The sequence below is a fragment of the Aestuariimicrobium sp. G57 genome (genome assembly GCF_050110855.1).
Classification (GTDB): domain Bacteria; phylum Actinomycetota; class Actinomycetes; order Propionibacteriales; family Propionibacteriaceae; genus Aestuariimicrobium.
In genome coordinates this window covers 617,918-644,475 of the sequence record NZ_JBNINW010000003.1, presented here as the reverse complement: position 1 = coordinate 644,475, position 26,558 = coordinate 617,918, and the positions used below count along the sequence as shown (strand labels likewise).

Below are 26,558 nucleotides of genomic sequence, written 5' to 3'. Positions count from 1 at the left end.
GGACGTGTCAGATGGTCTGTGTAAGTGAGGGTCTCCCTACTTGAAGGAGATTGACTGTGACCATGACCAATCCGAAGAAGGATTCCGGGGTTGAGCCGGAGGCTCGGAAGCTGCGGCGGGAGCTGTTCGACGACGACATGCTCGACAAGTTGATGGCCGCGACGGACGAGCGTGGCGTTGCGCTGACCGGTGAGGGCGGTTTCCTGCCGGAGATGATCAAGGCCGTCCTCGAGCGCGGGATGGACGCCGAGTTGAGCGACCATCTCGGGTACGAGAGGGGCGACCGGGCCGGGCACGGGTCGGGCAACTCGCGCAACGGGACCACGCCCAAGACCGTCGGGTCGGAGATCGGCGACATCGCCCTGGACCAGCCGCGGGACCGCAACTCCACGTTCGCCCCGAAGCTGGTCCCCAAGGGCAGCCGGCGGCTGGGCGGGCTGGAGGACATGATCATCTCCCTGTATGCCGGCGGGATGACGATCCGTGACATCCAGCACCACCTCGAGGCGACGCTGGGCACCGAGCTGTCGCACGAGACGATCAGCAAGGTCACCGACGCCGTGGCCGAGGAGGTCACCGCGTGGCAGACCCGCCCGCTGGAGGGGTTCTACCCGGTGATCTACCTCGACGCGCTGGTGGTCAAGATCCGCGACGGCGCGCACGTGGCCAACCGTGCCGCGCACATCGGCGTCGGTGTCGACATGGACGGGGTCAAGCACGTCCTGGGCATCTGGGTCCAGGCCTCCGAGGGTGCGAGGTTCTGGGCGAGCGTGTGCGCCGAGCTCGCCAACCGCGGCCTCAAGGACGTCCTGATCGTCTGCTGCGACGGACTGACCGGTTTCCCCGAGGCGATCGAGGCGACCTGGTCCGGGGCGCTGGTCCAGACCTGCGTGGTCCACCTGATCCGGGCCTCGATGCGGTTCGTGTCCTACAGCGACCGCAAGGCCGTCGCGGCGATGCTGCGCCCGATCTACACCGCTGCCAACGAGGACGCCGCGCTGATGGCGCTGACCACGTTCGCCGACTCCAACCTGGGCAAGAAGTACCCGGCCGCGGTCCGCTCCTGGGAAGACGCCTGGGACCGGTTCACCCCGTTCCTCGCGTTCGGGCCCGCGCTGCGCAAGGTCATCTACACCACCAACAGCATCGAGTCGCTGAACTACCAGCTACGCAAGATCATCAAGAACCGCGGCCACTTCCCCAACGACGCCGCCGCGATCAAGCTGCTCTGGCTCGCGATCCGCAACATCGAGGACAAGAGGGCCCGGCAACGCGCCAAGGAAGCAGGCCTGCCCCCCACCAAACGCAAGGCCCCAGGCAAGCTCGTCGAAGGCCAACTCGTCACCGGCTGGAAAGCAGCCCTCGGCGAGCTCGCCCTCGTCTACCCCGACCGCATCAACGCCCACCTCTAAACCCAACCCGACCCACAACACTTACACAGACATCTTGACAAGCTCGATGGGCTCGGAGCTGCTCCGCCACTGGCTGGTGCTGCGGCGCCTCGCCGGGGCCGCCAGCCACACCACTGCCCCGATGAGTGTGGAGTGTCGCCTGTTGGGGGTGCGGTCGACGACCGCGTCGAAGCAGCGCCACCTGCTCCACCAGGCCGGGCTGGTGCAGCTCCACCAGCGCCACGGTGACACCACCGTGGTGTGGCTGCACTCCGGCGACCTCACCGATCAGCACCCTGCACCGTCGGTCGCGGCACAGCCTCCGGTCGAGGCGCCGGCGCCCGTCGAGGCCCCGGTAATCGACGAGCCGTCGGAACAGCTGCTTTCGGTGGCTACGGAGGCCCCGGAGCGACCCGATGCGGGGGCTGAAACGGCCACCGAGAGGCCTGTGGACAACGTCGGAAGCGGTGCCTCTGGTGTCTACAACCCCCCGACTCTGGTGTCTACAACACCGACGCCTCTGGTGTCTCCGAGTATTAGACACGCTTCTTCTAGACAGACTTTCAGACGGTCCGGTGCGAGCGAAGCGAGCACCGCACCTACGTTGAGGGGCGGCTGGGCGGCGGCGTCGCAAGCGACACCGGCAACAACCCGAACCGCACATCCCAAGCCCGCCAGCACGGACGCTGCCGCCAAGGCGGCCGCCGAAATCGTGAAGGGCCATCGCCTGCTGGCCACGGCCAGCCCTCAGATGCGGGGGATGGTCCGACAGAGGTTGGCCTGGTGGCTGCGCAGGTTGCCGGCCACGACAGCGTTGGGGCCGACCCGCGCGGTGGTGGCGGAGCGGCTGCGCTGCCAGAACACGCTCGACGAGCACTACATCCGCCACGTCGACGAGACGATCCGCAGCCTGTGGGCCGACCTGAAAGCAGCCCCCGACCGGGAGGTAACGCCCACCACCCGGGTGGCCTCCATCGCCGCCGTTTCGACCGCCCCGGCGCCCCGCCGCGAAACCCTCCACGACCTCGCTCACGACGACACCGACGCCGCCACCGACATGGGCCGCTGGGTCGCCGGCAGGATCGCGGCCCAGATCCTCGCCGCTCCCGACCGGGACCAGCACCACGTCCTCGACGTGGCGCACCGCTGGTGGCGCAAGAACCTGGCCAGAGCCCGCGGGTTGGACTACGCCGGTCTCGCCTACGCCACCGCCGTGGTCGAACGAGCCATCGCCGCATCAGGCACCCAAGCCGCAGCCGCGGGGGCTGCTGGTGACCTCGAGCTCGACGCGGCCGGGGTGCCTCGGTGATGGACAGAAACCGTGGCCGGCACAGGTGCGGAGCTCGTCACCGGCGTGACCTCACAGCGAGGCACGATCGCTCCACACCCTCGACGGACGGGCAGCACCGATGAGCAACGACGACCAGCCCGACGTCGACCAGCGGTTCCGCGACATCATCAGCGACTTCGTCGACGCCCACCCCCAGCTCGTCACCGGACGCATCGAGGGCCTCATGCTGCCGGCGGCCGACCCCACCCTCCAACACGCCGATGCCGGCGTCGCTGGCTCCCTGAAGCAACGCATCGACCACACCCACGGGCACAGAAGGACGATCCTCATGACCCCGGATGCGGGCTCAGTCGCACGAGGCAGGCATCTGGGGCTTGGCCGCGGCGACGTCGTAACCCGGACTGCCCAGGTTGGCCGTCACGTCATGCGTCCAGCTGCCGCTCTGCATGTAGGAGTTCAGCGCCTCGGCGACAGCTTGGCACAGTTCGGGCTTGGTCTTGGCGACCCCGATGGCATAGGTCGAGGCTGACGTGGGCCGACCGAGACCACAGGGGCCAGGTGCACACCTCGTCGTATTGCGCGGCCAGCACGGGGTCGGTGCGGAACCAGGCCACCATCAAGTTCTCGAACTTCGTCCCACGCTCCACGTTCGACGGGGCCTGCCGGAACAACTCGATGACATCATGGATCGTCTCGCGGGTGGCCATGAGCGCATCATGCCGCACCTGTTCAGTGTGATGGCCTACCGCGCCGACAGTCATGCCGTGGCGCGGGCGGACGGGGCGGCGTCCCCCTGGGGCCGGGTGTCCTGTGAGGATGCTCGACGAACCGTTTGCTCGAGGAATCACGGTTCGCATGGCCGGTCATGTGAGCAGCCCTGGGCCGGGTGGTGTGGCCGACCAGGGGTGGGACCCTGGCCGGCCCGGACCGGATCAGCGGGTCTTGCGTTCCAGCATGTCGTTGGTGAGTGGCGTGTATTCGGCGTCGATCAGGGCCTTGAACTGTTTCATCAGGTCCTGCCCGTGGTGCGCGGCGGTGACGGTCGTGTCCAGTACAAGGGGCCTGGAGTATGCGGTCGCGTCGCGGCGGCGAAGCACCTCCTTGCTCGGCTGGAAGCGGTGGCCGCTCACCTGGATGGTCTGCTGCTGCTGAAAGTAGTCGAGGATGGCGCGACTGTAGTAGCGGCGCGACCCCATCATCAGGGAGTTGCGGGCCCAGTCACGAGGGACCAACAACACCGGCCGCCCGTTGGCGACGGGCAGCTCGATGTCGTGTTCCACCCAGCCACCCGAACCATCCCACGCCCGTCGGGGTGCGCGCTGTGTGCGGCGGGCGAGTTGCGGGTAGTGATCCATCATGTCGGCCGTGAACCCGGCCAAGGAGTCGTACACGATCCGGGTGGTGAGGTCAGAGGTGATGTCCTCGGCGACGCCGGTCACGAACGTGGAGATGTCCTCGACCTGGCGCAGGACCCCGATCCGGAAGAACGCATCCGCGTTGGTGTTACCGCAGACTGAAAGGCAACACTCGAAGCGTGTGAGGTTCTCAGAGAGGCAGCGAGGTCGAGCATGGCGCTGGTGTTGCGGCCCAGCCGGTCGAGGGTGCAGACCACCCGGGTGTCGCCCGGTTCGAGGGCGGCCATCGCACGATCCAGTTCGGGGCGGCGGGCGAGGGCACCGCTGGCGCCGTGGTCTACGTACAGGTCGTCGCGCCGGACGCCGGCGGCCAGCAGGTCGGCGACCTGCCGGTCGGTTCCCTGGCCGCGGGTGGAGACCCGTGCATACCCGATCAACTTCGCGGCCATCACGCTTCCCATCTGTCTCGCAACGCGTCGGACGTACAGGATTCTGGCCAGCAGTTGCGGACGCTGTTGTGAGACAGACCCGCAAGCGTGTGGATCGCGCCGTTATTGGTCGCGACTTTCGCGGCGGTCTGTGACCGGTGGCCCGCCTTGAGGGTCTGCGGGTGGGGAGCTGGCTAGTTGTTGGTGCAGGTGATGAACGTGGCGATGGATGTCGTCGCGAACGAGTCGCATGCGTTCCACGCCTTCGATGCCTCGGTGAGAGGGTTCATCGGTGTCCCAGGTTTCTATGGTGCCTCGCAGTTCGGGTGGTGGGGTGATGGCCGCTTCTGTTCCGAGGATGATGATCCTGTCGGCGGTGCGGAGCAGGTCAGGGTCGATGGGCTTGGGGTGTTCGCCGTTCATGGTGGCGCCGATCTCTTCGATCACCTGACGGGAGAGCGCGTTGAGTTCGCGTCGGGGGTGGGTGCCTGCGCTGTGAACTGCGATGCTGTCGCCGGCATCGTGTCGCATCAGGGCCGCCGCCATCTGTGACTTCCCGCCGTTCTTCACGCAGATGAACAGCACGACCGGGGTGCTGGTGCTCATTGGCCGACCGGCGTGATGCCGAGTTCGTCGAGCAGGGCCAGGACTCGGACTTTGATGTCGTCGCGGATGGGGCGGACCGCCTCGATGCCCTGGCCGGCGGGGTCGTCGAGTTGCCAGTCCTCGTAGCGGGTGCCCGGGAAGAACGGGCAGGTGTCACCGCAGCCCATGGTGATCACCACGTCGGAGGCTTGCACTGCCTCGGCGGTGATGATCTTGGGTTTCTCGGCGGAGATGTCGATGCCCTCTTCGAGCATTGCCTCGCGCACTGCCGGGTTGATGGTGTCCGCGGGTGCCGAGCCGGCGGAGCGGACCTCGACGGTGCCGCCGGACAGGTGGGTGGTGTATGCGGCGGCCATCTGTGATCGGCCGGCGTTGTGGACGCAGACGAACATCACTGCGGGTTGGGTGGTGGGCGCGTTCATGGGTGTCCCTGTCGAGTGGTGGGGTGTTTGGTGCGGTCAGTTCAGGATCTGGCGGAGCAAGGTGGTGACGCGGGCTTGGATGTCGTCGCGGATGTCACGCACGACCTCGATGGGTTGTCCTGCGGGGTCGGGGACGTCCCAGTCTTCGTAGCGTTTGCCGGGGAAGTAGGGACAGGTGTCGCCGCAGCCCATGGTGATGATGACGTCGGCGGCTTTGACGACGCTGTCGGTGAGGGGTTTGGGGTAGGCGATGGTCAGGCCGATGCCGCGCTCTTTGAGGACTTCGATCACGGCCGGGTTGACTTGGTCGACGGGCTGGGATCCGGCGGATCGGACGTGGACCCGCCGCGCCGACAGGTGTTCGGCCAGGGCGGCGGCCATCTGGCTGCGTCCGGCGTTGTGTACGCAGACGAACAGCAGCTCGGGTACGGGTTTGGCGATGGTGCCCTCGGCCTGAGCCTTGGCCATCAGTTGTTCGCGGGCTTGGCGGGCGACCAGTACGGGGAGGTACTGGGTGATAGTGGCCGTGGAGCCAAGCTGGTCGCGTGCGGCGGTGACGACCTCGCGCACCACCTCGGGGTTGAAGACCCCTTCGTAGCTGTAGCTGAGGTCCTCGATGATGGCCTGGTAGGGGTCTGGGGTCATGGGGTGCTCCTGTCGGGGGGCAGGGTCTGGGACAGCTGGCTGACGCGGGCGTGCAGGTTCTCGCTGGAGTGTTGGAAGGCGTCTCGGGTACCTGCCGGGACGGGGTCGGGAATGGCCCAGTGAAGGTGGGAGGAGCGCTCCGGGAGGAGTTCGTGGGCGTGGTCGCAGACGGCCACCACCAGGTCGCCGGGCTGCACGGTGGTGGCGACTTGGTGCATCGTCGGATCGATCCTCAGTCCGTGGCCGGCGGCGATCTCGACAGCAAGTGGGTGCGGGGCCGGCGCCGGGTGGGTGCCTGCGTCGAGGGCGGGGATCTCGCTGAGCTCGCGCCACCAGGCGGCCGCCAGTTTCGAGCGTGCCGAGTTGCGGGTACACACGAACACCACCCGGGTGGGCAGTGCAGCGTCGCGCGCCAGTCCCAACGCCACCATCGCCACGACCTGCGGGTCGCTGCGCCGCAGAGTCAGGTACCAGCGCCTCCCGTCGTGCTCGCTGCGCGTCCGGGCCGCTATCCCCGAAGCGACCAGGCACTTCACGTGGTGGGCGACCAAGCTGGTCGACAATCCCCAGCGTTGACCGATCTCACTTGGCGACAGGTCACCTTGGAGCAGCGACTCGGCCATCTGCAGGCGCAGGGGATCTGCCAAGCCTTGGTGCGCAGCCACCACATCCATCACAAGTCCCTCAACTTTCGTTGAGTCAATTCTGCGAGCCTTGAGCCGTTCGGGTCAACCCACCCGACGAATTGACAGCCATCAATGCGAGTGACAAGGTCATATCGAGAACCATCAATGCGACGTGGTCGTGTGGCGAAGGAGTTGTTGATGAAGGTAGTTCGGGTGTTCGAGGGGCCGCTGTGCTGCAACACGGGGGTGTGTGGGCCAGACGTCGATCAGCAGTTGGTCGACTTCACAGCCGATGCTCACTGGGCGAGCAGTCACGGGGCTGAGGTCGTTCGGGCGAACGTGGCGCAGGATCCGCAGGCGTTCTCCCAGCACCCCATGGCGATGCAGTTCGTGCAGGCCGCCGGCCTGGAGGGGTTGCCGTTGGTGCTGGTCGATGAGGTCACGGTGCTGACCGGTCGGTACCCGACCAGGGTCGAGCTGGCCAGGTTCGCCGGGCTGGAGGCGGCGGGTGCAACGATGCTGCCCACTGTGGAGAGCGGGTCCTGCTGTGGCGCCGATCCCGGGACGCAGGCTCCCGCGGCGTCCGGGTGCTGTGGTGGACGGTGAAGTGAAGATGATCAACCTGGTTGATGAGACCCCGCGGTTCGTGTTCTTCACCGGCAAGGGGGGTGTGGGCAAGACCAGCTTGGCGTGCGCCACGGCAGTGCACCTGGCCGATCAGGGTCGCCGGGTGCTGCTGGTCTCGACCGATCCGGCCTCCAACGTGGGCCAGGTGTTCGGCGTCACGATCGGCAATCACATCACCGCGATCGGTGACGTGCCGGGACTGGATGCTTTGGAGATGGACCCCGAGGAGGCCGCCCAGGCCTACCGGGACCGGACTTTGGCGCCGGTGAGGGATCTGCTGTCGCCCGCCGACTTGGCGGCTGTGACTGAACAGCTGTCCGGGTCGTGCACCACCGAGATTGCCTCGTTCAACGAGTTCACTGCCTTGTTGGCCGATGAGTCGGCCACCGATGGCTACGACCACGTTGTGTTCGACACCGCACCGACCGGGCACACTGTCCGGTTGCTGCAACTGCCCGGTGAGTGGACCCAGTTCCTCGATGACGGGCTCGGCGATGCGTCGTGTCTGGGCCCGATGTCGGGGCTGGAGAAGACCCGCGGCAACTACGCAGCGGCCCTGGCAGCCCTGGGCGATCCGACTCGGACGCGGCTGGTGCTGGTGGCTCGGCCTCAGCCCTCCAGTCTGGCCGAGGCCGCGCGCACCAGCGAAGAGCTGGCCCAGACCGGTATCGCAGCCACTCATCTGGTGATCAATGGAGTGCTGCCCGATGAGCAGAAGCTCGACGGGTTGGCCGACGCCGTCCGCGAACGCGAGCAGGCGGCGATCGCCGCGCTGCCCGGCGAACTGGCGGCGTTGGCCCAGGATCAGTTCGACCTCGCGGGACACGCGATGGTCGGAGTTGAGGCGTTGCGGGGTTTGCTGTCCACAAACAAGGCCTCGGGTATCCCGACACCAGAGCCGGCTGCAGCGCCACGGTCGCTGCCCGATCTCTCAGCGTTGATCGAGGAACTGGCGGTCAACGAGCATGGATTGATCATGTGCATGGGCAAGGGTGGGGTGGGCAAGACCACCATCGCCGCAGCCATCGCGACCGCCCTGGCGGACCGGGGCAAGGATGTCCTGCTGACCACCACCGACCCGGCCGCGCACTTGGCCGACACCCTCGCCGAGGATGCCCAGGGCCTGGACGTGTCGCGCATTGATCCCGACGAGGCGACTCGGCAGTACCGCGACCGGGTCATGGCCACCAAGGGTGCTTCGTTGGATGATCAGGGACGCGCGGCGCTCGCGGAGGACCTCCGCTCACCCTGCACCGAAGAGGTTGCCGTGTTCCAGGCGTTCTCCCGGGCCGTCTCCGAAGCCAGCCGCAGGTTTGTGGTGATGGACACCGCACCCACGGGCCATACCCTGCTACTGATGGACGCGACCGGCTCCTACCACCGCGACGTGACCCGCAACCTGGCCCAGGGCGTGAACTTCACCACGCCGATGATGCGGCTGCAGGACCCTGACCACACCAAGATCGTCATCGTCACCCTGCCCGAAACCACCCCGGTCCTGGAGGCTCAGCAGCTGCAGGACGACCTGCGCCGAGCCGACATTGAACCGTGGGCCTGGGTAGTCAACCAGGCCCTCACCGACAGTGGAACGACCAGCCCCCTGTTGCGCCTGCGGGCCAGCAACGAGGCCACCCACCTCGAGACCGTGACCGGCACCAGCGAGCGGGTCGCTCTGGTGCCACTGCAGCAGCAGGCACCAATCGGCCGACAGGGATTGCTCACACTCACCCAAGGGCCGGCGCAGCTGGTGAGTACCCGATGACCGAGCTCGGGCACGCCGGGCCCACGATGCAGACGACCGAGCTCGACCTTGACCCCTGCCACGGGCCCAGCGGGCCTGCCCTGATGAGCCACGATGAAGCAGCCGCTCTGGCAACCCTGCTGAAAGCGATGGCCGACCCCACCAGGGTCCGGCTGCTCCATCACCTCTCCGGCGTGCCCGGGGGCACCGCATGCGCGTGCCACCTCCCCGGGGAGCTGGGCATCAGCCAACCCACCCTCAGCCACCACCTGAAGACGCTGGTTGAGGCCGACCTGCTGACCCGTCAACAACAGGGCCGCTGGGCGCACTACACCGTCCGGGCCGAAGCGTTGGCACCGCTGACAGGGCTCATCGCATCCCTCGCCCAGGAACCGTGAACCCAACCTCGCCCGCGCTGAGGTGAGTGCCGCCGTCGGTGTCGCACAGACGACCGCCTGTGAGACACCGACGGGCAGGCAGCCGCTGTGTGGCTTCGTTCGCTTGGTGGCGGGGTTTTTGCAGCGCTCCGTGGCGGTCTTGTTGCCGCGATCACGCAGGACTGGCTGCAGGTAGGTGTCGCGGTCTGAACCGAGAGGGGTGCGCCCGGTCGGGGCCGTTTGGATCGCTGCCGCTACGTCAGAGTCCGAAGGCTCCGCCGCTGACGAGGATCACGATGCCGAGGCCGATGAGAACGATGGGGAAGAGGATGTGCTCCCAGCGTTCGAGCACTTCGGCGATCGGGGGGCGGGTGGCGACGAACTTTGCCAGGGCCACCAGGACCGCGACGAGCGCGAGGAAGATGATGCAGTAGGCGACTACTGCGAGAGGTTCCACGCTGAGGAAGACAGGGGTGTAGACGCCGATGTTGTCGCCGCCGTTGGCAAGGGTGACGCCTGCGACTGTCCACACGCCGACCTTCTTGCCGGCAACCTTGACCTCGTCGTCATCGTCGTCATCGTCTCCGCGCCAGGCCTGCCATGCGGCCCAGAGGCCGAGGCCCAGAGGGATGAGACCGAAGTACGGGATGGCTGCCGAGGGCAGGAATGCTCCGGCACCGATAGTCACCAGGACCGCGGCACCGAGGATGCCGGCGAATCCGAGGTACTGGCCGGCCAGAATGCGGGCGGTAGTGCCGCGCTGGCCTGCCCCTCGCGCGAAGAAGAGGGAGAGCACGATGATGTCGTCGATGTTGGTCGCTGCGAACAGGCCCATCGCCTGCAAGACCGAGGTGAGGATCATGCGCCCTCCCCAGCTGCGTCGCATCCGGGAAGCGAGCAGGCGGGATCGATGCACGGGGCGTCTTCGTCCACTGCCAGGGTGGCATCGACCAGTGCCGTCAGCGCCTGCGCCAGGTGCGAATCGGCGATCTCATATCGTGTCCGACGACCCTCGGGCTCGGAGACGACGATCCCGCAATCGCGCAGGCATGCCAGGTGGTTGGACACGTTCGGGCGTGTCAGGTCCAGATCTCGGGCCAGTTCCGCCGGGTAAGCGGGATGGTCGAGCAGGGTCAAGATGATCCGGGATCGAGTGGGGTCGGCCAGTGCACGACCCAGGCGGTTCATCACGTCGAGACGCGAAGCAATAGTCAGCATGGACTGAACTATACAGCGCGCACTGAACACTCGGTCACAGGCGTCAGCCCAGATCGCATGCCCGTAAGGGGAACCCTCACCGGACACCACCGCTACTTATCGAGAGGAACGATGTGACTCCCGGCGGAAGTTGGCGGGCTCCTGCCGGGACTAAGTGGCGGTGGGCTGGCCGGGCGTTCGATCCGCTGACCAGCTGGCCGTGGGTGCCGTCGTCGCGGTGAACGGACCTGACGGGCAGGAGTGGGGCGACGGAGCCACGACGGTGTCCGGCGCCACTGTTACCCAGCGCCTTGGCGATGGCCTCCCGGCCGGGGACTTCCAGGTCGCTTGCGCTCCGTGTCCGGTGACGGCCACCCTGTCGACGGGACCTTCCGCTTCACCGTTGAGGCGGCGCCTGAAAGCGCGAGCACATCTGAGCCGTCGCCCGAGCGTGCCGACGAAGGGGCGACACCGACCTGGCCGCCTACAACGCGATGCTCGCACGCCTGGCCCGGCGCGCCGATGCCACCGCCCCTGGGCGCACCCAGCAACCAGGGGCCCCCCAAGCGCTCGGCGGAGGTGTCGAGGGACTGAGCGGCTACCAGATCAGGTCTGAGCACTCGTGCTGCTGCTGGGCCGTCTCCACCTGGAGCGTGGCGTGGGCGATGCCGAAGCGATCCCGCAGGATGTCCCGCGCGGCGGTCAGGACCGCGGCGTGATCCGATCCGCTGCTCGCGACGAGGTGAGCGGTGGCGACGTTCATCCCGGAGGTCAGCACCCACAGGTGCAGGTCGTGGATGGCGCTCACGCCGGGCACGGCGCTCAGCTCTCGGCTGACGGCCTCCGGGTCGATGCCGGCGGGTGCGTGCTGGCCGAGTACCGCGACGACCTGCCGCCCCAGGGTGACGGCACGCACGATGACGAAGATGGCGATCGCCAGGGCGACGACGAGGTCCCAGACCGGTCGCCCGGTGGCGATGATCAGAACACCGGCGACCATGACACCGACGGAGCCGGCAGCGTCGGCCACCACTTCGAAGTAGGCGCCCCGGACGTTGAGGCTGTCCTTGGACCCGCTGCGCAGCAGCAGCATGGAGACAAGGTTGATCACCAGGCCCACGAAACCGACCGCGAGCATCACGCCCGAGGGTAGGGACGGGTCCTCGCCGATCCGGCTGAGCGCCTCGACCACCACGTACACCCCGACGCCGAGCATGATCAGCACGGTCAGGCCGGAAGCGAAGACTTCCGCGCGGTACGAGCCGTAGGTTCTTCTTCCGGTGGGGTCGGGGCGGGTGGCGATCCGGGTGGCGAGCAGGGACGCCCCCAGGGCCACGACGTCGGCGGCCATGTGCCCGGCGTCGGAGATCAGCGCGAGCGAGCCGGAGATCAGCCCCGCTGCCAGCTCGACGGCGAAGAACGTCGCGGTCAGGAAGAACGCTGCGGCGAGGCGGCGGCGGTAGCGCCCGCCGGCGTGCTCAGCGACGGGGGCGTGAGCGTGCCCGGCGCCCATCAGCGGATCCCTTCGTGTCCGGTGTGCTCGCGGCACACGTCCAGCAGCATCCGCACGTGGGTATCGGCCAACCGGTAGTACACCCGGCGGCCCTCTCGCCGGTTGCCCACCACCCCCGAGGCCCGCAGTAGACGCATCGTCTGGGACACCGACGCCTCTGGGACCTGCACCGCTGCGGAGATGTCGCACACGCACAGCTCACCGGCCTCCAGCAGCGCGTAGAGGATCTTGGTGCGCCGTACGTCACCGAGCAACCGGAACAGCTCGGCCAGCGTCCCTGCCTCGGCGTCGTCCGGGACGCTGGCGCGGACCAGCGCCACGCGCTGCGACAGGGGATCATCACCGACGCAGCCGTCCAACGGCAGGACCCGACCCATGGGCATCTCCTCATCTACGCGGATCTTCAGATAACGTCACCCTAGCGCTGCGATCGCCGTGGGGTCGCAACCGGTCGATCGGTCTTCAGACCCATGTCGCTGTCAGGGACGCAGGCGGGGAGGAACGTATGCAGGACGACCCGGGCGTTACGGGGCCGGTGTGGCTGCCGACCGCACCGGCGTCCCTGGAGACGATGCTGGCACCGACGCTGCAGCCCGTGCCGGTCCTTCCGGTGCTGGCGGTGGTGCTGCTGGTGCTGTACCTGGCGGGCGCGTGCCGGCTGTGGCTGCGGGGTCGGCGCTGGTCGATCGGTGCGACCATCTCGTTCACGGTGGGCTGTGTGGTGCTGGCGCTGGTGACCGGTGCGGGCATCGAGGGGTACGGGTTGCGGCTGTTCTCGGCGTTCATGTTCCAGCAGCTGACGTTGATGATGCTCGTCCCACCGCTGCTGGTGCTGGGGCGGCCCGGCACGTTGCTGCTGCGCGCGACCCCGCACCGGGGGGTGGGCACGGTGGTGCTGGTCACGGCGCGGCGGGCCCTGCGCAGCCGGGTCAGTCGGGTGGTGCTGCACCCGGCGGTGATGGTGCCGTTGTTCCTGCTGGCGTTCTACGGGCTGTACCTGGCCGAGCTCGCCGACCCGCTGCTGCGCACCTGGACCGGGCACCTCGCCCTGGAGGTGGGGTTCCTGGTGGCCGGTCTGCTGTTCACCGTGCCGGTGCTGTCCACCGACCCGTTGCCTATCCGGCAGACCCATCACGGCCGGGCACTGGACCTGCTGCTGGAGATGCCCCTGCACGCGTTCTTCGGGGTGATCGTGATGATGGCCACCGCGCCGATGGTCCCGCTGTTCGCCGCGCCGCCGGCCGGCTGGGGGATCGATCCCCTGCGCGACCAGCAGCTGGCCGGTGGGCTGGCCTGGTCCTACGGGGAGGCGCCGGGACTGCTGATGCTCCTGCTGATCGCCAGCAGGTGGCAGCGCAACGACACCGAGCGCTCCACCGCCCGAGACCGGCAGATCGACCGCGACGGTGGCGCCGACGCCGAGCTCGAGCAGTACAACGCCTACCTCGCGCGCTTGAACGGCTCGCGGCCCTCGGGGGCGCCACCTGCACAACCGTGATGGTCGAGCCTCACGGGACCGCAGCATCGGACGTTGTCGACACCGCGGTGGTGGTCTTCTCGACGATGTCCTGGCCGAGCCGTATCCCGGTGTAGGCCGCGACGGCCATCAGCACGAGGAACCCGACGATCAGGCGCCACTCCAGCCACGAGGGCCACACGCGGGTGACCCACACCCGGCCCGGCACCCGCAGGGCTCGCACCCGCTGGGCCCGCACCCGCAGCGTCGGGGCGTGGTCGTCGGCCGCGCGGAGCCGCCGCGGGAAGGGGCGGCGGCTGCGGTCGCGGCCGGGTCGTCGACTGCCTGCCAGCGCACCGCTGACGTGGGCGACCGGCTTGGTGACCCCTGCGAGCAGGTTGATCACGTTGACGACGCAATAGAACAGGATGATGATCCCGGCGATCGGCATCAGCGAATAGACCTGGCCGACGGTCACGGGAAGGGTGGCGCTGTGCTGGTTCCATGCGTTCTGCGACAGCAGCGCGCCGCCGTAGACGAAGGACGAGCCGATGAAGAAGGCCACGATGGCCTCGATGAGCACGCTCAGCCACATCTGGGGGGCCTTGGGCAGCTTCTCGAGCAGCATCTCGACCGCAATGTGGCCTCGCTCCGAAAAGACATAGGCCGCCGAGAACATGGCCAGCAGGATGAAGGCGTAGCGGGCGGCCTCCTCGGTCCACGGTGCCGAGTTGTGCAGCACCTGGCGGGTGAACACCTGCCACGTCACGATCACGACGAGTGCCACGAACACGACCAGGCAGATGGTGGCGATGACGTTGTCGACGACCTTCTGCACCTTGCGGACGGCCGTGACCAGACCGGCCCAGCGCACCGGCTGGGGGGTCGAATCTTGAGTCTCTTGAGTACTCACGTGAGCCTCTCTTGGTTGGTGGTGCCTCACACAAGCGCCGGTTGCCGCCGACCTCAGGACGGGGCAACCGGCGCTTGAGTGTCAGGAGCCGTGGCTCACTTGGTGGCCTTGATCTTCTCGAGCAGGGCCTTCTGGGGCTCGGTCTTCAGGAACTCGTTCTGCAGCGGCTCCAGCGCCTTGGCGTAGGCGTCGACGTCGACTTCCTGGAACTTCGCGCCGCCGTCGGTGGCAGTCTTGATGGCCTTCTCGGTGTCGGTCTTCCACAGCTCGGTGTGCTGCTTCCAGGTCGCGTCCCAGCCCTTGTCGAAGGCCGCGCGGTCTTCGGACGACATCTTGTTCAGGGTCTTGGTGTTGATGATCAGGAAGTCGGCACCGATCAGGTGGCGCGAGTAGGAGAAGTACTTGGCCACCTCGTAGTGCTTCTGGGTGGCGTAGCTGATCTCGTTGTTCTCGGCACCGTCGATGACACCTGACTGCAGGCCGGTGTAGACCTCGGAGTAGGCCATCGGCGTGGGCGAGGCGCCCAGTGCCTTGACCATGCTCAGGAAGACGGGGCTTTCCTGCACGCGGATCTTCTTGCCGGCGAGGTCGGCCGGGGTGTTGGCGATCTTGTCCTTGGTGTAGACGCTGCGTGCGCCCTGGGTCAGGCCGCCGACGACGGTGATGTTGTTGCTGGTCTCGAGCGACTTGTAGACGTCACCGACGACGTTCTTGTCCGAGAGCACCTTCATCTGGTGGTCGATGGAATCGAAGACCTTCGGCAGGCTGAAAATCACGAAATCCTTGTTGAGGTTCTCGAGCTGGGGGGCCGAGACGACGGCCATGTCGTACACGCCGGTGCTGACCGACTGCAGGTACTCCTTCTGGTCGCCCAGCTGCGAGTTCGGGTAGACCTGCAGGTTCCAGCGGCCGCCCGTGTCCTCCTTCAGCTTCTTGGCGAACGAGTCGAGAGCGATGAACGACGGGTGCGTCTCGGTCTGGTTGAGCGCGACCTTGATGGTGTAGCTCTCACCGCTGGCGCCGGCGCCGCCGCCGTTGCCGCAACCGGCGAGCACCAGGCTCGCGATGGCGGTCGCAGCGACCGCTGCGACACGGAACTTCTTCCACATGATGTCTCCCTGGGTTGGGCCCCGTCCGCATGTCGTGGCTTCCTTGCCATGCTGGTTCGGGTGGTCTGGCGGCAACTCTCCGCACGCAAATACTCCCCAGTGGGGCCGCCGCAATGGCAGGTGTTGCCATGTGTTGCATGGCTCACACGAGTATCCCGGACGAGGCGCACGCGCGTCGGCACATGCAAAAGGCCCCCGGGATCACCGGGGGCCAGCAGCGGAGGATACGGGATTTGAACCCGTGAGGGCGTGAACCCAACCCGCTTTCCAAGCGAGCGCCATAGGCCTCTAGGCGAATCCTCCGTCGGGCAGCTTATCCGAACGGCGCGCCGCTAGGCGAACCGGGGTGCGAACCTGGGAGGCGTTCAGCCGACCAGCACCTTGCCCATCGCCTGCACCGCGCCGCGCAACAGCCACCCGGTGGCCCGGTACAGCTGGGTCTGGGCCCCGGTGATCACGTGTTCGCACCAGTCGGGCACCCACACCAGCAGGTGCTCGGCCGTGAACCGGCGCATGCCGTCGAGCAGCATCGTCTGGCCGACGACATCGCCGTCCTCGCTCGCCCTGAGTGCGGCCACCGCCAACTCGCCGACGAAAGCCAGCTCGAGGCCCAGGTGGTCGTCCGGCTCTTTGTGCAGGGCCGGCGCCTCGAGCCCGAACTCGGCATAGGCGTGGCGCACGTTCATCGTCTCTTCCTGGAACATCAACCCCTCAGGGTCGCGGTGCACCGATTCCCAGGGCGGGGCGAGCATCGTGCCGGGGCCGACAAACAGCCGCCGGTAGTCCTCTTCGAGCACGTCGGCCGCCACGGGTTCAGCGATGGCCGCCCCCAGGTGGTCGAGCCCCTGCGCGGTGGCCGCGTTCGTGCCCGCGAACGGCCAGTGGACGACGTCGTCGTGGGTGAGGTTGGCCACCACGGCGGCGCCGGCCTCGGGTCGCAGCAGCAGGTTGGCCAGGAAGGCGCAGGCGCCGGCGATGCGGTCCAGGTCGTCCTCGCTGGGCACCCGGGTCGGGGTGCCCAGCTCGATCGCGGCCACTCAGAACCCGCCCGAGCTGACCATCGAGGCATAGAACAGCTGACGGCCGAAGAACTCGCCGACGAAGACCAGCGCGAATGCCACGACTGCCAGGGCCGGCAGCAACCCCTTCACTTCGGCGCCGCGGGCCAGCCGGTACAGCAGCACCACCATCGCCATGACGCCCAGGAACACCAGGATGTTCTGCGCGGCCGAGAACCCTGAATAGGTGTCGGTCAGCACCGACAACGAGGCCTGTGCCGACGGGTCGGCGTGGTTGGCCAGATAGCCGAAATAGGCCGGTTGGGCCACGTACTTGGCGCCCATCAGTGCCACGCTGCCCACGGCGATGCCTTCGAGCACGCGACGCACCAGCCCACGCTCGTCCTCGTTGTAGGCCACGTTGCGCCGGGTGCGTACGTAGCTGGCGATGACGACCGCGGCGGCGACTGCGAGCCCACCCAGCAGCCCTGCCGTGATGAAGAACCGCAGCGGGGTGTAGGCGGTGGCCCATGCCGGCACCGAGCGCAGCGAATAGACCTGGCTGATGGTCCAGACGAGCAGCACACCGACCGCAGCGGTGACGATGGCCAGCACCTGCCGCAGCCGGTGGTTGAACCACTTGAACCACTGCAGCACGGCAAAGGCGGCACCCAGGCCCAGGAACGCGATGCCGAAGACGATTTCGCGGCTGAGCGCCGAGGCGGGGAAGTGTCGGATCGCGTTCACCGCCCGCAACGGCGAGCCCAGGTGGAACATCGACGCTCCCAGCCCCAGCACCAGCAGCGGGCCGATGGCGTACAGCGCCGGGTCGGTCACCTTGTCCATGACCTTCTCGGGCACCCTGACCCCGAAGACGTGGACGAGCCCCAGCACGATGAACGAGCCGGCCGACATCGAGGCGAAGATGGTGAAGATCACCAGTGGCATCTCGTGCAGCATGTCAGATCTCCTCGGGGTTGCCGACCTTGCCGGCGGTCGAACCCGCAGGCTTGGCCTTGGGGTGGGGCACGACGACCAGGTTCGGGTGGGTGATGTCGGGGTCGGGCAGTGGGGCGACGTTGGCCCCGTTGCCGGTCTTGCGCAGGTCGACGATCTCGCCGAACCCGAGCGCCCGGGTCGGGCACGAGGCGACACAGGCCGGTTCGCCGCCCTCGGCGACGCGGTCCATGCAGAAGTCGCACTTGGTCATGACGCCGGCCTCGGCATCGAACTGGGGGGCCGAATAGGGGCAGGCCATGGCGCAGTACTTGCAGCCGATGCAGACGTCGGCATCCACATAGACGATGCCGTTGTCGCCGCGGCGCATGGCCGTCGACGGGCACACCTCCATGCAGATGGCGTCCTCGCAGTGGTTGCACGAGATCGAGGTGTAGTAGCTGTAGACGTCCTGGCTGGCCGAGCCGTCAGCATGCGTCGTCCAACCACCGCCGGTGTACTCGGCCACGCGGCGCCAGGTGACGCCGACGGGCAGGTCGTTCTTGTCTTTGCAGGCGATCTGGCAGGCCTTGCAGCCGGTGCACTTGCTCTGGTCGAACGAGAAGCCGAGTTGTTTGTACTTTGCCATGGTCAGGCCTTCCTGATCTCGACGAGTGCGGAATGCTGGCCGTTGCCCTTGGCGTAGGCCGTGAGGTCGTGCGCCGTGAGGGTGTTCACTGAGCCGCCGACATCGACACCGCCGGGCTTCTCGGGGGTGTACCAGGCACCCTGCGGCACCGAGACCACACCCGGGATGATCCGGTTGGTCACATAGGCCGGCAGCTTGATCTCGCCGCGATCGTTGTGGACGACCACCTGGTCGCCGTTGGCGACTCCGCGCCGCTTGGCGTCGGCCTCGTTGATCCACACCATCTGCGGGTGCGCCTCTTTCAGCCACGGGCTGTTGCCGTACGAGCTGTGGGTGCGCTGCTTGTAGTGGTGGCCGATGCACTGCAGCGGGTACTTCTGCTGCAGCGGGTCACCGGGCATCTCGCGGGTCTGGCGATAGATCGGCAGCGGGTCGATGGGGTGGCCCTCGGCCTGCGGCCAGTCCTGGCTCATCAGGTGCAGGTTCGACGACCAGATCTCGATCTTGCCCGACGGGGTGCCGAGCTTGTTCGCGACGGGGTCATCACGGAAGTCCTTGAGCGCGATGACCGGGTCGAGCTTCTTCTTCCAGATGCCGAGCTTGCGCAGCTCGTCGAAGCCCGGCAGGTCGGGGATGTTCTTCTGGGACTCGGCGACGAGCCAGCGCACCCAGTCCTCCTGGGTGCGGCCCTCGGTGAACTTGTCCTTGACGCCGAGCTTCTCGGCGATGCCGGTGAGTTGCTCATAGACGGGCACGCAGTCGTACAGCGGCTCGATCGCCTTGTCGGCGAAGATCGTGTAGCCGAGGTTGCCGGCGCTGCCCTGGGCGGCCAGGTCGACCTGTTCCGAGGTGGTGACGTCAGGCAGCACGATGTCGGCGTAGCGGGCCGAGACGGTCATCTGGTTGTCGATCACCACGATCATCTCGACCAGCGACTCGTCGCTGAGGATCTCGATGGTCTTGTTGATGTCGCCGTGCTGGTTGATCAGCGCGTTCGAGCCGTAGTTCCAGATGAACTTGATGTTGGAGTTCAGCACCACGTCGTGCTTGACGTTGGCGTTGCCATTGAGGTTCTCGGCGTTGCGCACGCCGTCCTTGTAGGTCATGCCCTTGCCGCGCACGATCGCATCGGGCCACATGTAGAACGAGATCTGGGGCTTGACCGGGTTGGTCAGCGTCGGGAACGCCGTCATGCCCAGGTTGGCCGATCCCTCGCGGCAGCCGGTGCCGCCACCGGGGATGCCCACCTGGCCGATCAGGTTCGACAGCAGCATGGGTGCGCGCGAGGCCGATTCTCCGTTCGAGTGGCGCTGGATGCCCCAGCCCGCGTTCACGGCGCAGGGCTTGGTGGTGGCGATCTCGCGGGCCAGCCTGGTGATCGTCTCGGCGGGGATGCCGGTGATCCGGGCGGCCCACTGCGGGGTCTTCTCGATGCCGTCCTCACCCTTGCCCTCGATGTAGGCGCGGTACGACGCGTTGGCCGGTGCGCCCGCGGGCAGGTGGCCCTCGTCGAAGCCGCTGCAGTACTTGTCGAGGAACGCCTGGTCGTGCAGGTTCTCGGTAATCATCACGTGGGCCATGCCGGCCACCAGCGCAGCGTCGGTGCCCGGACGGATCGGCACCCACTCGTCGGCCAGGTTCATCACCGTGTCCGACATGCGGGGGTCGATGATGATGACCCGGTGCCCCGATTGCTGCTTGGCCTTCTGGGTGACGAAGATCTCGCCGCCGCCGCTCATGCGGGTCTCGTGCGGGTTGTTGCCGAACATCACCACGAGCTTGGAGTTGCGGGTGTCGTCGTTGGAGTTGGACGTGGCCCAGCCGCCGTAGTGGAAGTCGACGGCCGCCTCGATGTTGCCGGCGGAGTAGTCGTTGTAGTGGTTGAGGAACCCGCCGACGCAGTTCATCAGCCGCGCCACCGCAGTGCCGCCGGGCGGCCACGAGGTGGCCACGGTGGCGCCCAGCACGCCGGTGCCGTAGTTGAGGTAGATCGACTCGTTGCCGTGGCTGGCGATCAGGGCCTTGATCTTGTCGGCGATGGTCGTGTAGGCCTCGTCCCAGCTGATCTCTTCCCACTTCTCTTCGCCGCGCTTGCCCACCCGCTTGAGCGGCTTCTTGAGGCGCTCGGCCGAATAGATGCGCTGCCTGATCGAGCGGCCACGCACGCAGGCGCGGATCTGCTGGCTGCCGAGTTCGTCGTCGCCGGTCTCTTCGGGGTCGACGCGGATGATCTGGCCGTCCTTGACCGCCAGCAGCAGCGGGCAGCGGCTGCCGCAGTTCACGGTGCACGAGCTCATCACCCGGCGGTCCTCTGGGTAGGCGTCACCGCTGGCAGCGTCCTTCTTCTGCAGGCCGCAACCGCCCAGGCCCAGGACGCCCGCGGTGCCGCCGGCGATGCCACTCCAGGCCAGGAACCGCCGCCTCGTCGGGCTTGGACCTGTTTCTTGCGTGATCGTCACGGGGGATCCTCCTGAGGAAGAAGAAATGGCAACAAACGATGCGGACATCCTACGAATCGGGGGTGACAGGTTTTGAGGCGGGGCGCACAATTGCGACATTGATTACGACAGTTTTGTGTTGCCAAATTCTGGTTGCGCGGGTGCATGGCCGTATCGCTCCAGGCGCATGGGCAGGTGCCAGACTGGTGGTTGACCAACTCGAGGGGGAGTGCGGCATGGAACAGGTGGAGACTGAACGCAAGTACGTGCTGGGCGACGATGCCGATGGGGTGGCGGCGCCCGTGCCGGACCTCATCACCCTGCCACCCGGCTATCGCTGGGGTGCGTCCCGCGACCTTGACCTCGTCGCCGACTACGTCGACACCCCCGACCTGGCCCTGCTGCGGTCGGGTCACACCCTGCGCCGACGCGAGGGCGGGGACGACGCCGGCTGGCACCTGAAGCTGCCCAAGCACGGCGACAGCCGGGTCGAGGTGCGCGCGCCGCTCGAGGACGGCCGCAGCGCGTCGCTGGTGCCGCCGCAATTGCGTGCGCGGGTTGATGACGTGGTCGACCGCGCACCCCTGGTGGGGGTCGCACGGCTGGTGACCCACCGCGTCGAGAGCGAGGTCGTGCGGGCCGGTCCGGACGCGCAGGTGGTCGCCCTCGTCGCCGACGACCGGGTGCGGTCCGAGGCGCCGCTGGCGAGGCGCAGCACCGCGTGGCACGAGGTCGAAGTCGAGTTGGTCGAGGGCACCCCGGACGACCTCGCGGAGCTCGACCAGGCCCTGCTGGCGGCCGGGCTGACGGCGGCCGGGGGTGGGCCCAAACTCGCCCATGCGCTGGGGGTCGGCACAGATGACGCCCCGCGTGACCGGCGGGCGAAACAAGGCAGCGGCGCCGAGGTGGTGCTGGCCCACCTGGGCCGCCAGGTCGGCATGCTGCAGGCGTTGGCACCGGGTGTGCGTGAGGATGCGCCGGACACCGTGCACAAGTCACGCGTCGCCACCCGGCGGCTGCGCAGCACCTTGGGCTCGTTCGGCAAAGTCGTGGACGCCTCGGCAACACAGGCGCTGCGCGACGAGGTGCGCTGGTGGGGGCAGGTGCTCGGCGCCCCACGTGATGCCGAGGTGTTGCAGGCCAGGCTCGTCCCGGCGCTCGACGCCTTGCCCGACGACCAGATCGCCGGCGACGTGCGCGAACGGTTGTCGCGGCAGCTGGCCGAGCGGCATGGGGCCGCGCATGCCGAACTGGTCGAGGCCATGGACGGGGAGCGCGCCGCGGCCCTGATGGAGGCCCTCGTCGACCTGCTTGTGCACCCCCCGCTCGGCCCGCAGGCCAAGCACAGCGCCCAGAAGGTGCACCGACGGGTCGGCAAGAAGGTGCGTCGGCGCGTCGAAAAGGCGAGGCGTGAAGCAGCGGCGGCGTCCGGCGCGGAGCGGCTCGAACGGCTGCACGACGTGCGCAAACGCGCGAAGGCCGCCCGCTATGCCCACGAGGCGTTCGGCGACCTGGAACATGCCGGGGCGAAGCAGCATGCGCAACTGTGGGAAGGGGTCACCGAATCGCTCGGTGACTGGCAGGACACGGTGGTCGCCGAGGTGGCGCTGCGGCAACTGGCCGCCGAGGCGGCCGCGGCGGGGCAGCCCACCGCGACCCACGACGTGTTGATCGCGGACGAACAGCAGCGTGGCCGACTGGCGCTGGTGAAGGCGACCCGGCAGCTCGAAGAGCTGGCGCCGGTGGACGGGGAGTGACAGGGATCGGGGGGCACAAACCCGGGCTGCACAAACATGTGGGGTGACGAAATACCCCCGCAGGTGACCAGACATAATGCAATCTGTGGGCGACGGGTAATTCAAGGATCAACCACCTCGGGTGTCAGCCACGTGTGGCAACAAATGCGCCAGAACAGGACGACCAATGGACGAAGCGGCACTGCACCGGTGGCAGTTGGTGCTCGGCTGGCTCGGTGAGAACCCCGGCCGGGACGTCCTGGTGTGCTGCACCCACGCCACCCCGCTGCCCACCGGTCGCACCCCGGCACGCACGCCCGAGGTGCTCGAGGCGGTGCACCCGGTCATCGTGCGGCTGGAAGGGTGTGCGAACGACGTGCCGCCGTGGGCGCTGGTCGACCTGGCGATCGCCGGCGGGGCCACGGTGCTCGTCGACACCGGCACCTGCATGGCCCCGGATGTCGCGGCACTGGAACGGCTCGAGACGCTCACCGGTGCGAGGGTGCGCCGGGGTGCCATCGGCGCTGAACCCCCTGCGGTCACGCTGAGCCTGGCGCACCCACCGGTGAGCCGCCGCGCGTTGCTGCGCCGCCATGACGAGACCGGCGTCCCGGTCGCTGTCGCGCATGTCGTGGACGACCCGGCCCAGCGGTTGGTCGAGTCGCTGCGGGCGCTGGGTGCCGGTGGTGGTGCAGGCGGAGCCGCCGGGCTGTCCCGGCAGGCCTCGCCGGCCACCCGCCTCGAGGTGAGTGGCTGTATCGCCTGCGGTGTCTGCGTGCGCGCCTGCCCCCACGATGCGCTCGAGCTGCGCACCGCCTCGGGGACGTCCACGCTGGTGCAGCACCCCGACAGGTGCCAGGGCGACCTGGCCTGTGTGACGCACTGCCCGAGCGACGCGGTCACCGCCGCCGGGACGCTCGACTGGGGGGTGGTGCTGGCCGGACGGCCGCTGCCGCTGGCCAGGCTCGCCACGACAGCATGCAGCCGTTGCGGCGACCGGATCCCGGACGGCAGGACGTTGTGTGAGGCGTGTGCCCGGCGCGAGGCCGAGCCGTTCGGCTGGCATGTGCCCGAGCACCTGCGCGACAAGCTGTCCCCGGAATGGCAGCGCAAGCTGCGTGGTCGGGCCGGGATGAACTGAGTTGGGACAACCACAAGGAGGAGCACGAACCATGGCCGAGGATCGCAGTGGCTGGCGCCCGTTCATCGAGCGGGCAGCAGGGGCGGTGGGCATCGACCCCGCCCTCGTCGACGAAGACCTGGTGCTGGGGCTGACCGCGGCGATCGCCCACGAGGGGGAGCGGCCGATGGCGCCGGTCGGGGCCTTCATCCTGGGCATCGCGGTCGGGCGGGGCGGTGACGCGCAGCAGCTGCGCGGCGAGATCGAGAAGGTCATCAGCGTCGACTGAGGTGCTCGTGGGCAGGGCGCCCGGGTGGTTGTCCACAGGGCATTCGTGTGTCGTGGCCTCATCCACTACACTTCTTGGAAGGTCCCTCGTGCGGCGTTACCTCGCCCAACTCCCCCAGGGTCGGAAGACAGCAAGGGTAAGTGAGCTCTGTCGGGTGCACGGGGGACCCCTTTGATTTTCCGGCGCCGTCGGCGTGTGTGCGCAGCTGGCAAACATGTCGGACCCCCTCTCTAGAGTGGACACCGTGGACGACGACTACGACAACGACGACGCGCTCTGGGACGAACAGGACGAGGGCCTGTTCGATGCCCCGCAGCAGGACGGCCCCGGCCTCTTCGAGGACGAGCCTGTTGCTGACGTGCCTGTCGAGGACGAGCCGGTGGCGGTGGACGAACCCGTTGCTGCGCAGCCCCCGGCAGAACCCGCCGCGGGCCTCGCTGCGCCCGCGTCCGCCCCGCGCCCGGCGCGTCCCGAGGTGCCTGAAGCCCCACTGGCGTTGTACCGCCGCTACCGACCCGACACCTTCGACGAGGTCATCGGGCAGGAACACGTCACCGAACCGCTCAAGCGTGCGCTCATCAACAACAAGGTCAACCACGCCTACCTGTTCAGCGGGCCGCGCGGCTGCGGCAAGACGACGAGTGCGCGCATCCTGGCCCGGTCGCTGAACTGCGAGCAGGGCCCCACCCCGACCCCGTGCGGTGAGTGCCGGTCGTGCCGCGACCTGGCCCGCGGCGGCCCGGGCTCGATCGACGTCATCGAGATGGACGCCGCGTCGAACGGTGGCGTCGACGATGCCCGCGACCTGCGCGAGCGGGCCTTCTTCGCGCCGGTGCAGAGCCGCTACAAGATCTACATCGTCGACGAGGCGCACATGGTCACCAGCGCGGGCTTCAACGCGCTGCTGAAGCTGGTCGAAGAGCCGCCGCCGCATGTGAAGTTCATCTTCGCGACGACTGAGCCCGAGAAGGTCATCGGCACGATCCGCTCGCGCACCCACCACTACCCGTTCCGGCTGGTGCCGCCGAAGGTGCTGATCGGCTACCTGGGCACCCTGTGCGAGAAAGAGGGCGTGCAGGTCGAGCCCGAGGTGCTGCCGTTGGTGGTGCGCGCCGGTGCGGGGTCGGTGCGTGACTCGCTGTCGGTGCTCGACCAGTTGCTGGGTTCGGCTGGGGACCACGGGGTCGAGTACACCTCGGCGGCCGCGCTGCTGGGCTACACGCCCGAAACGCTGCTCGACGAGATCGTGGACGCGTTCGGAGCCGGCGATGGCCAGGGTGTGTTCGCGACCATCGACAAGGTCATCGAGGTGGGGCAGGACCCGCGCCGCTTCGCCGAAGACCTGCTGCGCCGCCTGCGCGACCTGGTGATCGTGGCCGCGGTGCCCGATGCGGTCTCGTCCGGGTTGATCGACGTGGCGGGTGACCAGGCCGACCGGCTGTCGCTGCAGGCCTCGACCATGGGCTCGGGCGAGTTGACCCGCGCCGCCGAGGTGATCGCCAAGGGGCTCACCGACATGCGCGGCACGACCGCGCCGCGGCTCTACCTCGAACTGATGTGCTCCCGGGTGCTGCTGCCCGGGGCCGATGTCGACGAGCGGGGCGTGCATGCCCGGCTCGACCGCCTCGAGCGGCGGCTGGCTGATGGCGGGGTTCCGGTCGGACGCCCTGCGGCGGAGCAACCGCCGGTGGCGGGGGGTGGCGAGCCCGGGGTACGGGATGCTGGGCCGAGCGCACCCGAGGCCCCGTCCGCCGAACAGCCCGCCCCGGAACCCCGGCAGCCGCAACCGCGTGCACCTGAACCGCCGGTCCGCGACGAGCAGCCCAGGTCGCTGCAGGACCGACAGCGCACTGCCGGCCCGCGACAGCGCCCGCACCAGCCCGGACCGGTCGAGGGCGTGACGCCTGTGGGTGATGACCCAGCCGCCGGCAAGGTGGTGCCGCTGCGTCCGCAGGCGCCTGCTGCGGCGACCGGGCGACCGGGCGACATCGACACGGCCCGCCTGCGCCAGGAATGGCCGCGGGTGCTCGAAGAGGTGCGCAACCGACGCAAGTTCAGCTTCATCCTGCTGAGCAAGAACGCGCACGTGGGTGAGGTCACTGACGCCAGCTTCACGCTGGTGTTCAGCAGCACCGGGGCCAAGGAGAGCTTCACCAGCGGCGGCACCAACGACGTGCTGCGCGATGCGATCGTCGAGACACTCGGTGCCGACCTGCGCATCGTGCCGGTGGTCGAAGACCCGCGCGGTGGCCCGGGTGGAGGTTCGGGTGGTGGTGGCGGCGGCCAGCGCGGCGGCGCCCCGTCCGGTGGTCCGTCGGCTGGCTCGCGCCAGCCCGCACCGACCCGCGACCAGGGCAGCGCCAGGCCGGCGGCACCCGAGCACCAGGTGCCACCCGCCGAGGACGAGCCGCCGCCCCCACCCGACGACCCCTGGGATGTGGCGCCGGACCCCACACCGGCTGAGCGTGCCCGCGCGGCGGAGCCGTCCGCACCGCCGCAGCCCAACGAGCAGCCGATGGCGGCGGAACATCGCGACGACGAGGTGCTCGATGACTCGGGTGCATCGGCGGCCGAGCTGGTCATGCGTGAGCTCGGCGGCGAAGTGATCGACGAGCGCGAGCGCTGAGCTCGTCCGTGGGGGCAGCGCCCCCGCAGCAGCACCTACGATTGAGGCAGCACCCTCGCGACCGAAAGG

At 68.3% G+C, this 26,558-nt stretch carries 27 protein-coding genes, 1 tRNA gene and 1 other RNA gene; 12 read left to right on the top strand and 17 right to left on the bottom strand.

Annotated features, from left to right (window positions below; genetic code table 11):
• Positions 1 to 137 precede the first annotated feature (137 nt).
• The 3 genes from ACQCX5_RS10060 to ACQCX5_RS10050 all read left to right on the top strand — a co-directional run bounded on the left by ACQCX5_RS10060 (position 138) and on the right by ACQCX5_RS10050 (position 3,211).
• Positions 138 to 1,412, top strand: a complete 1,275-nt coding sequence (locus ACQCX5_RS10060; RefSeq protein WP_434541906.1) for an IS256 family transposase — start codon at positions 138 to 140, stop codon at positions 1,410 to 1,412.
• Positions 1,413 to 2,151: 739 nt separating this feature from the next.
• Positions 2,152 to 2,700 (top strand): hypothetical protein, encoded by a 549-nt coding sequence (locus tag ACQCX5_RS10055; RefSeq protein ID WP_434541887.1) that lies wholly within the window; start codon positions 2,152 to 2,154, stop codon positions 2,698 to 2,700.
• A 100-nt stretch (positions 2,701 to 2,800) separates the two neighbouring features.
• Positions 2,801 to 3,211, top strand: a complete 411-nt coding sequence (locus tag ACQCX5_RS10050; RefSeq protein ID WP_434541886.1) for a hypothetical protein — start codon at positions 2,801 to 2,803, stop codon at positions 3,209 to 3,211.
• 403 nt (positions 3,212 to 3,614) lie between these two features.
• Here the strand turns inward: ACQCX5_RS10050 and ACQCX5_RS10045 are convergent, their stop codons facing one another.
• The 6 genes from ACQCX5_RS10045 to ACQCX5_RS10020 form a co-directional block, all read right to left on the bottom strand.
• Complete coding sequence (locus ACQCX5_RS10045; protein WP_434541885.1) at positions 3,615 to 4,121, bottom strand: hypothetical protein; 507 nt, start codon at positions 4,119 to 4,121, stop codon at positions 3,615 to 3,617.
• A complete protein-coding gene (locus ACQCX5_RS10040) occupies positions 4,118 to 4,486 on the bottom strand; it encodes a recombinase family protein (protein WP_434541884.1) in 369 nt (122 codons plus the stop codon). Before ACQCX5_RS10040 ends, ACQCX5_RS10045 begins: the two co-directional genes overlap by 4 nt.
• Before the next feature lie 102 nt (positions 4,487 to 4,588).
• Entirely contained in the window at positions 4,589 to 5,071 is a 483-nt protein-coding gene (locus ACQCX5_RS10035; RefSeq protein WP_434541883.1) for a low molecular weight phosphatase family protein, read from the bottom strand.
• Positions 5,068 to 5,493 carry an arsenate reductase ArsC gene (locus ACQCX5_RS10030; protein WP_434541882.1) on the bottom strand — a complete coding sequence of 142 codons (426 nt, stop codon included), beginning with the start codon at positions 5,491 to 5,493 and terminating at the stop codon, positions 5,068 to 5,070. Before ACQCX5_RS10030 ends, ACQCX5_RS10035 begins: the two co-directional genes overlap by 4 nt.
• 36 nt (positions 5,494 to 5,529) lie before the next feature.
• Positions 5,530 to 6,138, bottom strand: coding sequence for a low molecular weight phosphatase family protein (locus ACQCX5_RS10025; RefSeq protein WP_434541881.1), 609 nt, complete (start codon positions 6,136 to 6,138; stop codon positions 5,530 to 5,532).
• Positions 6,135 to 6,785, bottom strand: coding sequence for a MarR family transcriptional regulator (locus ACQCX5_RS10020; RefSeq protein ID WP_434541880.1), 651 nt, complete (start codon positions 6,783 to 6,785; stop codon positions 6,135 to 6,137). The genes ACQCX5_RS10025 and ACQCX5_RS10020 overlap by 4 nt, the downstream gene beginning before the upstream one ends.
• 177 nt (positions 6,786 to 6,962) lie before the next feature.
• Between ACQCX5_RS10020 and arsD the strand changes: the two genes are divergently transcribed.
• The 3 genes from arsD to ACQCX5_RS10005 all read left to right on the top strand — a co-directional run bounded on the left by arsD (position 6,963) and on the right by ACQCX5_RS10005 (position 9,530).
• The gene (arsD, locus tag ACQCX5_RS10015) at positions 6,963 to 7,370 is read left to right on the top strand and encodes an arsenite efflux transporter metallochaperone ArsD (protein WP_434541879.1); all 408 of its coding nucleotides are present in this window, start codon (positions 6,963 to 6,965) and stop codon (positions 7,368 to 7,370) included.
• A gap of 7 nt (positions 7,371 to 7,377) precedes the next feature.
• Positions 7,378 to 9,153 carry an arsenical pump-driving ATPase gene (arsA, locus tag ACQCX5_RS10010; protein WP_434541878.1) on the top strand — a complete coding sequence of 592 codons (1,776 nt, stop codon included), beginning with the start codon at positions 7,378 to 7,380 and terminating at the stop codon, positions 9,151 to 9,153.
• Positions 9,154 to 9,236: 83 nt separating this feature from the next.
• Positions 9,237 to 9,530: an ArsR/SmtB family transcription factor gene (locus ACQCX5_RS10005; protein WP_434541877.1), complete on the top strand. Its 294-nt coding sequence runs from the start codon at positions 9,237 to 9,239 to the stop codon at positions 9,528 to 9,530.
• A gap of 238 nt (positions 9,531 to 9,768) precedes the next feature.
• Here the strand turns inward: ACQCX5_RS10005 and ACQCX5_RS10000 are convergent, their stop codons facing one another.
• The 4 genes from ACQCX5_RS10000 to ACQCX5_RS09985 all read right to left on the bottom strand — a co-directional run bounded on the left by ACQCX5_RS10000 (position 9,769) and on the right by ACQCX5_RS09985 (position 12,596).
• Positions 9,769 to 10,371, bottom strand: coding sequence for a cadmium resistance transporter (locus ACQCX5_RS10000; RefSeq protein WP_048695616.1), 603 nt, complete (start codon positions 10,369 to 10,371; stop codon positions 9,769 to 9,771).
• Entirely contained in the window at positions 10,368 to 10,727 is a 360-nt protein-coding gene (cmtR, locus tag ACQCX5_RS09995; protein ID WP_006590980.1) for a Cd(II)/Pb(II)-sensing metalloregulatory transcriptional regulator CmtR, read from the bottom strand. Before cmtR ends, ACQCX5_RS10000 begins: the two co-directional genes overlap by 4 nt.
• Positions 10,728 to 11,304: 577 nt before the next feature.
• Positions 11,305 to 12,219 (bottom strand): cation diffusion facilitator family transporter, encoded by a 915-nt coding sequence (locus tag ACQCX5_RS09990; RefSeq protein ID WP_434541876.1) that lies wholly within the window; start codon positions 12,217 to 12,219, stop codon positions 11,305 to 11,307.
• Complete coding sequence (locus tag ACQCX5_RS09985; protein ID WP_013882290.1) at positions 12,219 to 12,596, bottom strand: ArsR/SmtB family transcription factor; 378 nt, start codon at positions 12,594 to 12,596, stop codon at positions 12,219 to 12,221. Before ACQCX5_RS09985 ends, ACQCX5_RS09990 begins: the two co-directional genes overlap by 1 nt.
• A gap of 128 nt (positions 12,597 to 12,724) precedes the next feature.
• Here ACQCX5_RS09985 and ACQCX5_RS09980 point away from each other — a divergent pair, with 128 nt between their 5' ends.
• Complete coding sequence (locus ACQCX5_RS09980; RefSeq protein ID WP_019285889.1) at positions 12,725 to 13,717, top strand: cytochrome c oxidase assembly protein; 993 nt, start codon at positions 12,725 to 12,727, stop codon at positions 13,715 to 13,717.
• A 10-nt stretch (positions 13,718 to 13,727) separates the two neighbouring features.
• Here ACQCX5_RS09980 and ACQCX5_RS09975 read toward each other — a convergent pair whose 3' ends face one another.
• The 7 genes from ACQCX5_RS09975 to ACQCX5_RS09945 all read right to left on the bottom strand — a co-directional run bounded on the left by ACQCX5_RS09975 (position 13,728) and on the right by ACQCX5_RS09945 (position 20,739).
• Positions 13,728 to 14,588 carry a TRAP transporter small permease gene (locus tag ACQCX5_RS09975; RefSeq protein ID WP_434541875.1) on the bottom strand — a complete coding sequence of 287 codons (861 nt, stop codon included), beginning with the start codon at positions 14,586 to 14,588 and terminating at the stop codon, positions 13,728 to 13,730.
• Between the two features lie 95 nt (positions 14,589 to 14,683).
• Positions 14,684 to 15,697 (bottom strand): TRAP transporter substrate-binding protein, encoded by a 1,014-nt coding sequence (locus tag ACQCX5_RS09970; RefSeq protein WP_434541874.1) that lies wholly within the window; start codon positions 15,695 to 15,697, stop codon positions 14,684 to 14,686.
• 218 nt (positions 15,698 to 15,915) lie between these two features.
• Positions 15,916 to 16,000 (bottom strand) — tRNA-Ser (locus tag ACQCX5_RS09965).
• 62 nt (positions 16,001 to 16,062) lie between these two features.
• Positions 16,063 to 16,734 (bottom strand): TorD/DmsD family molecular chaperone, encoded by a 672-nt coding sequence (locus ACQCX5_RS09960; RefSeq protein WP_434541873.1) that lies wholly within the window; start codon positions 16,732 to 16,734, stop codon positions 16,063 to 16,065.
• Complete coding sequence (locus ACQCX5_RS09955) at positions 16,735 to 17,655, bottom strand: dimethyl sulfoxide reductase anchor subunit family protein (RefSeq protein WP_434541872.1); 921 nt, start codon at positions 17,653 to 17,655, stop codon at positions 16,735 to 16,737.
• Between the two features lies 1 nt (position 17,656).
• A complete protein-coding gene (locus tag ACQCX5_RS09950) occupies positions 17,657 to 18,280 on the bottom strand; it encodes a DMSO/selenate family reductase complex B subunit (RefSeq protein WP_434541871.1) in 624 nt (207 codons plus the stop codon).
• 2 nt (positions 18,281 to 18,282) lie between these two features.
• On the bottom strand, positions 18,283 to 20,739 hold the full coding sequence (locus ACQCX5_RS09945; protein WP_434541870.1) for a DMSO/selenate family reductase complex A subunit: 2,457 nt from the start codon (positions 20,737 to 20,739) through the stop codon (positions 18,283 to 18,285).
• A 215-nt stretch (positions 20,740 to 20,954) separates the two neighbouring features.
• On the opposite strand from ACQCX5_RS09945, the gene ACQCX5_RS09940 reads away from it, so the two are divergent.
• From ACQCX5_RS09940 to ACQCX5_RS09920, 5 genes are all read left to right on the top strand, one after another.
• Positions 20,955 to 22,475 carry a CHAD domain-containing protein gene (locus ACQCX5_RS09940; RefSeq protein WP_434541869.1) on the top strand — a complete coding sequence of 507 codons (1,521 nt, stop codon included), beginning with the start codon at positions 20,955 to 20,957 and terminating at the stop codon, positions 22,473 to 22,475.
• Positions 22,476 to 22,641: 166 nt separating this feature from the next.
• On the top strand, positions 22,642 to 23,595 hold the full coding sequence (locus tag ACQCX5_RS09935) for a 4Fe-4S dicluster domain-containing protein (RefSeq protein ID WP_434541868.1): 954 nt from the start codon (positions 22,642 to 22,644) through the stop codon (positions 23,593 to 23,595).
• 31 nt (positions 23,596 to 23,626) lie between these two features.
• Positions 23,627 to 23,863, top strand: coding sequence for a DUF6457 domain-containing protein (locus tag ACQCX5_RS09930; protein ID WP_434541867.1), 237 nt, complete (start codon positions 23,627 to 23,629; stop codon positions 23,861 to 23,863).
• A gap of 77 nt (positions 23,864 to 23,940) precedes the next feature.
• An RNA gene (gene ffs / locus ACQCX5_RS09925) (signal recognition particle sRNA small type) lies at positions 23,941 to 24,037 on the top strand.
• Positions 24,038 to 24,107: 70 nt separating this feature from the next.
• Positions 24,108 to 26,489, top strand: coding sequence for a DNA polymerase III subunit gamma and tau (locus tag ACQCX5_RS09920; protein ID WP_434541866.1), 2,382 nt, complete (start codon positions 24,108 to 24,110; stop codon positions 26,487 to 26,489).
• Positions 26,490 to 26,558: the final 69 nt, after the last annotated feature.

What these genes read in the sequence shown, in the direction of transcription:
- ACQCX5_RS10055 (WP_434541887.1), top strand. Translation starts at nt 2,152, where the DNA reads ATGGTCCGACAGAGGTTGGCCTGGTGGCTGCGCAGGTTGCCGGCCACG.
- ACQCX5_RS09990 (WP_434541876.1), bottom strand. Translation starts at nt 12,219, where the DNA reads ATGGGCGCCGGGCACGCTCACGCCCCCGTCGCTGAGCACGCCGGCGGG.
- ACQCX5_RS10030 (WP_434541882.1), bottom strand. Translation starts at nt 5,493, where the DNA reads ATGAACGCGCCCACCACCCAACCCGCAGTGATGTTCGTCTGCGTCCAC.
- ACQCX5_RS09970 (WP_434541874.1), bottom strand. Translation starts at nt 15,697, where the DNA reads ATGTGGAAGAAGTTCCGTGTCGCAGCGGTCGCTGCGACCGCCATCGCG.
- cmtR (WP_006590980.1), bottom strand. Translation starts at nt 10,727, where the DNA reads ATGCTGACTATTGCTTCGCGTCTCGACGTGATGAACCGCCTGGGTCGT.
- ACQCX5_RS10005 (WP_434541877.1), top strand. Translation starts at nt 9,237, where the DNA reads ATGAGCCACGATGAAGCAGCCGCTCTGGCAACCCTGCTGAAAGCGATG.
- ACQCX5_RS09930 (WP_434541867.1), top strand. Translation starts at nt 23,627, where the DNA reads ATGGCCGAGGATCGCAGTGGCTGGCGCCCGTTCATCGAGCGGGCAGCA.
- ACQCX5_RS10025 (WP_434541881.1), bottom strand. Translation starts at nt 6,138, where the DNA reads ATGACCCCAGACCCCTACCAGGCCATCATCGAGGACCTCAGCTACAGC.
- arsA (WP_434541878.1), top strand. Translation starts at nt 7,378, where the DNA reads ATGATCAACCTGGTTGATGAGACCCCGCGGTTCGTGTTCTTCACCGGC.
- ACQCX5_RS09935 (WP_434541868.1), top strand. Translation starts at nt 22,642, where the DNA reads ATGGACGAAGCGGCACTGCACCGGTGGCAGTTGGTGCTCGGCTGGCTC.
- ACQCX5_RS09980 (WP_019285889.1), top strand. Translation starts at nt 12,725, where the DNA reads ATGCAGGACGACCCGGGCGTTACGGGGCCGGTGTGGCTGCCGACCGCA.
- ACQCX5_RS10035 (WP_434541883.1), bottom strand. Translation starts at nt 5,071, where the DNA reads ATGAGCACCAGCACCCCGGTCGTGCTGTTCATCTGCGTGAAGAACGGC.
- arsD (WP_434541879.1), top strand. Translation starts at nt 6,963, where the DNA reads ATGAAGGTAGTTCGGGTGTTCGAGGGGCCGCTGTGCTGCAACACGGGG.
- ACQCX5_RS09985 (WP_013882290.1), bottom strand. Translation starts at nt 12,596, where the DNA reads ATGGGTCGGGTCCTGCCGTTGGACGGCTGCGTCGGTGATGATCCCCTG.
- ACQCX5_RS10060 (WP_434541906.1), top strand. Translation starts at nt 138, where the DNA reads ATGCTCGACAAGTTGATGGCCGCGACGGACGAGCGTGGCGTTGCGCTG.
- ACQCX5_RS10000 (WP_048695616.1), bottom strand. Translation starts at nt 10,371, where the DNA reads ATGATCCTCACCTCGGTCTTGCAGGCGATGGGCCTGTTCGCAGCGACC.
- ACQCX5_RS09950 (WP_434541871.1), bottom strand. Translation starts at nt 18,280, where the DNA reads ATGGCAAAGTACAAACAACTCGGCTTCTCGTTCGACCAGAGCAAGTGC.
- ACQCX5_RS10040 (WP_434541884.1), bottom strand. Translation starts at nt 4,486, where the DNA reads ATGGCCGCGAAGTTGATCGGGTATGCACGGGTCTCCACCCGCGGCCAG.
- ACQCX5_RS09955 (WP_434541872.1), bottom strand. Translation starts at nt 17,655, where the DNA reads ATGCTGCACGAGATGCCACTGGTGATCTTCACCATCTTCGCCTCGATG.
- ACQCX5_RS10050 (WP_434541886.1), top strand. Translation starts at nt 2,801, where the DNA reads ATGAGCAACGACGACCAGCCCGACGTCGACCAGCGGTTCCGCGACATC.
- ACQCX5_RS09940 (WP_434541869.1), top strand. Translation starts at nt 20,955, where the DNA reads ATGGAACAGGTGGAGACTGAACGCAAGTACGTGCTGGGCGACGATGCC.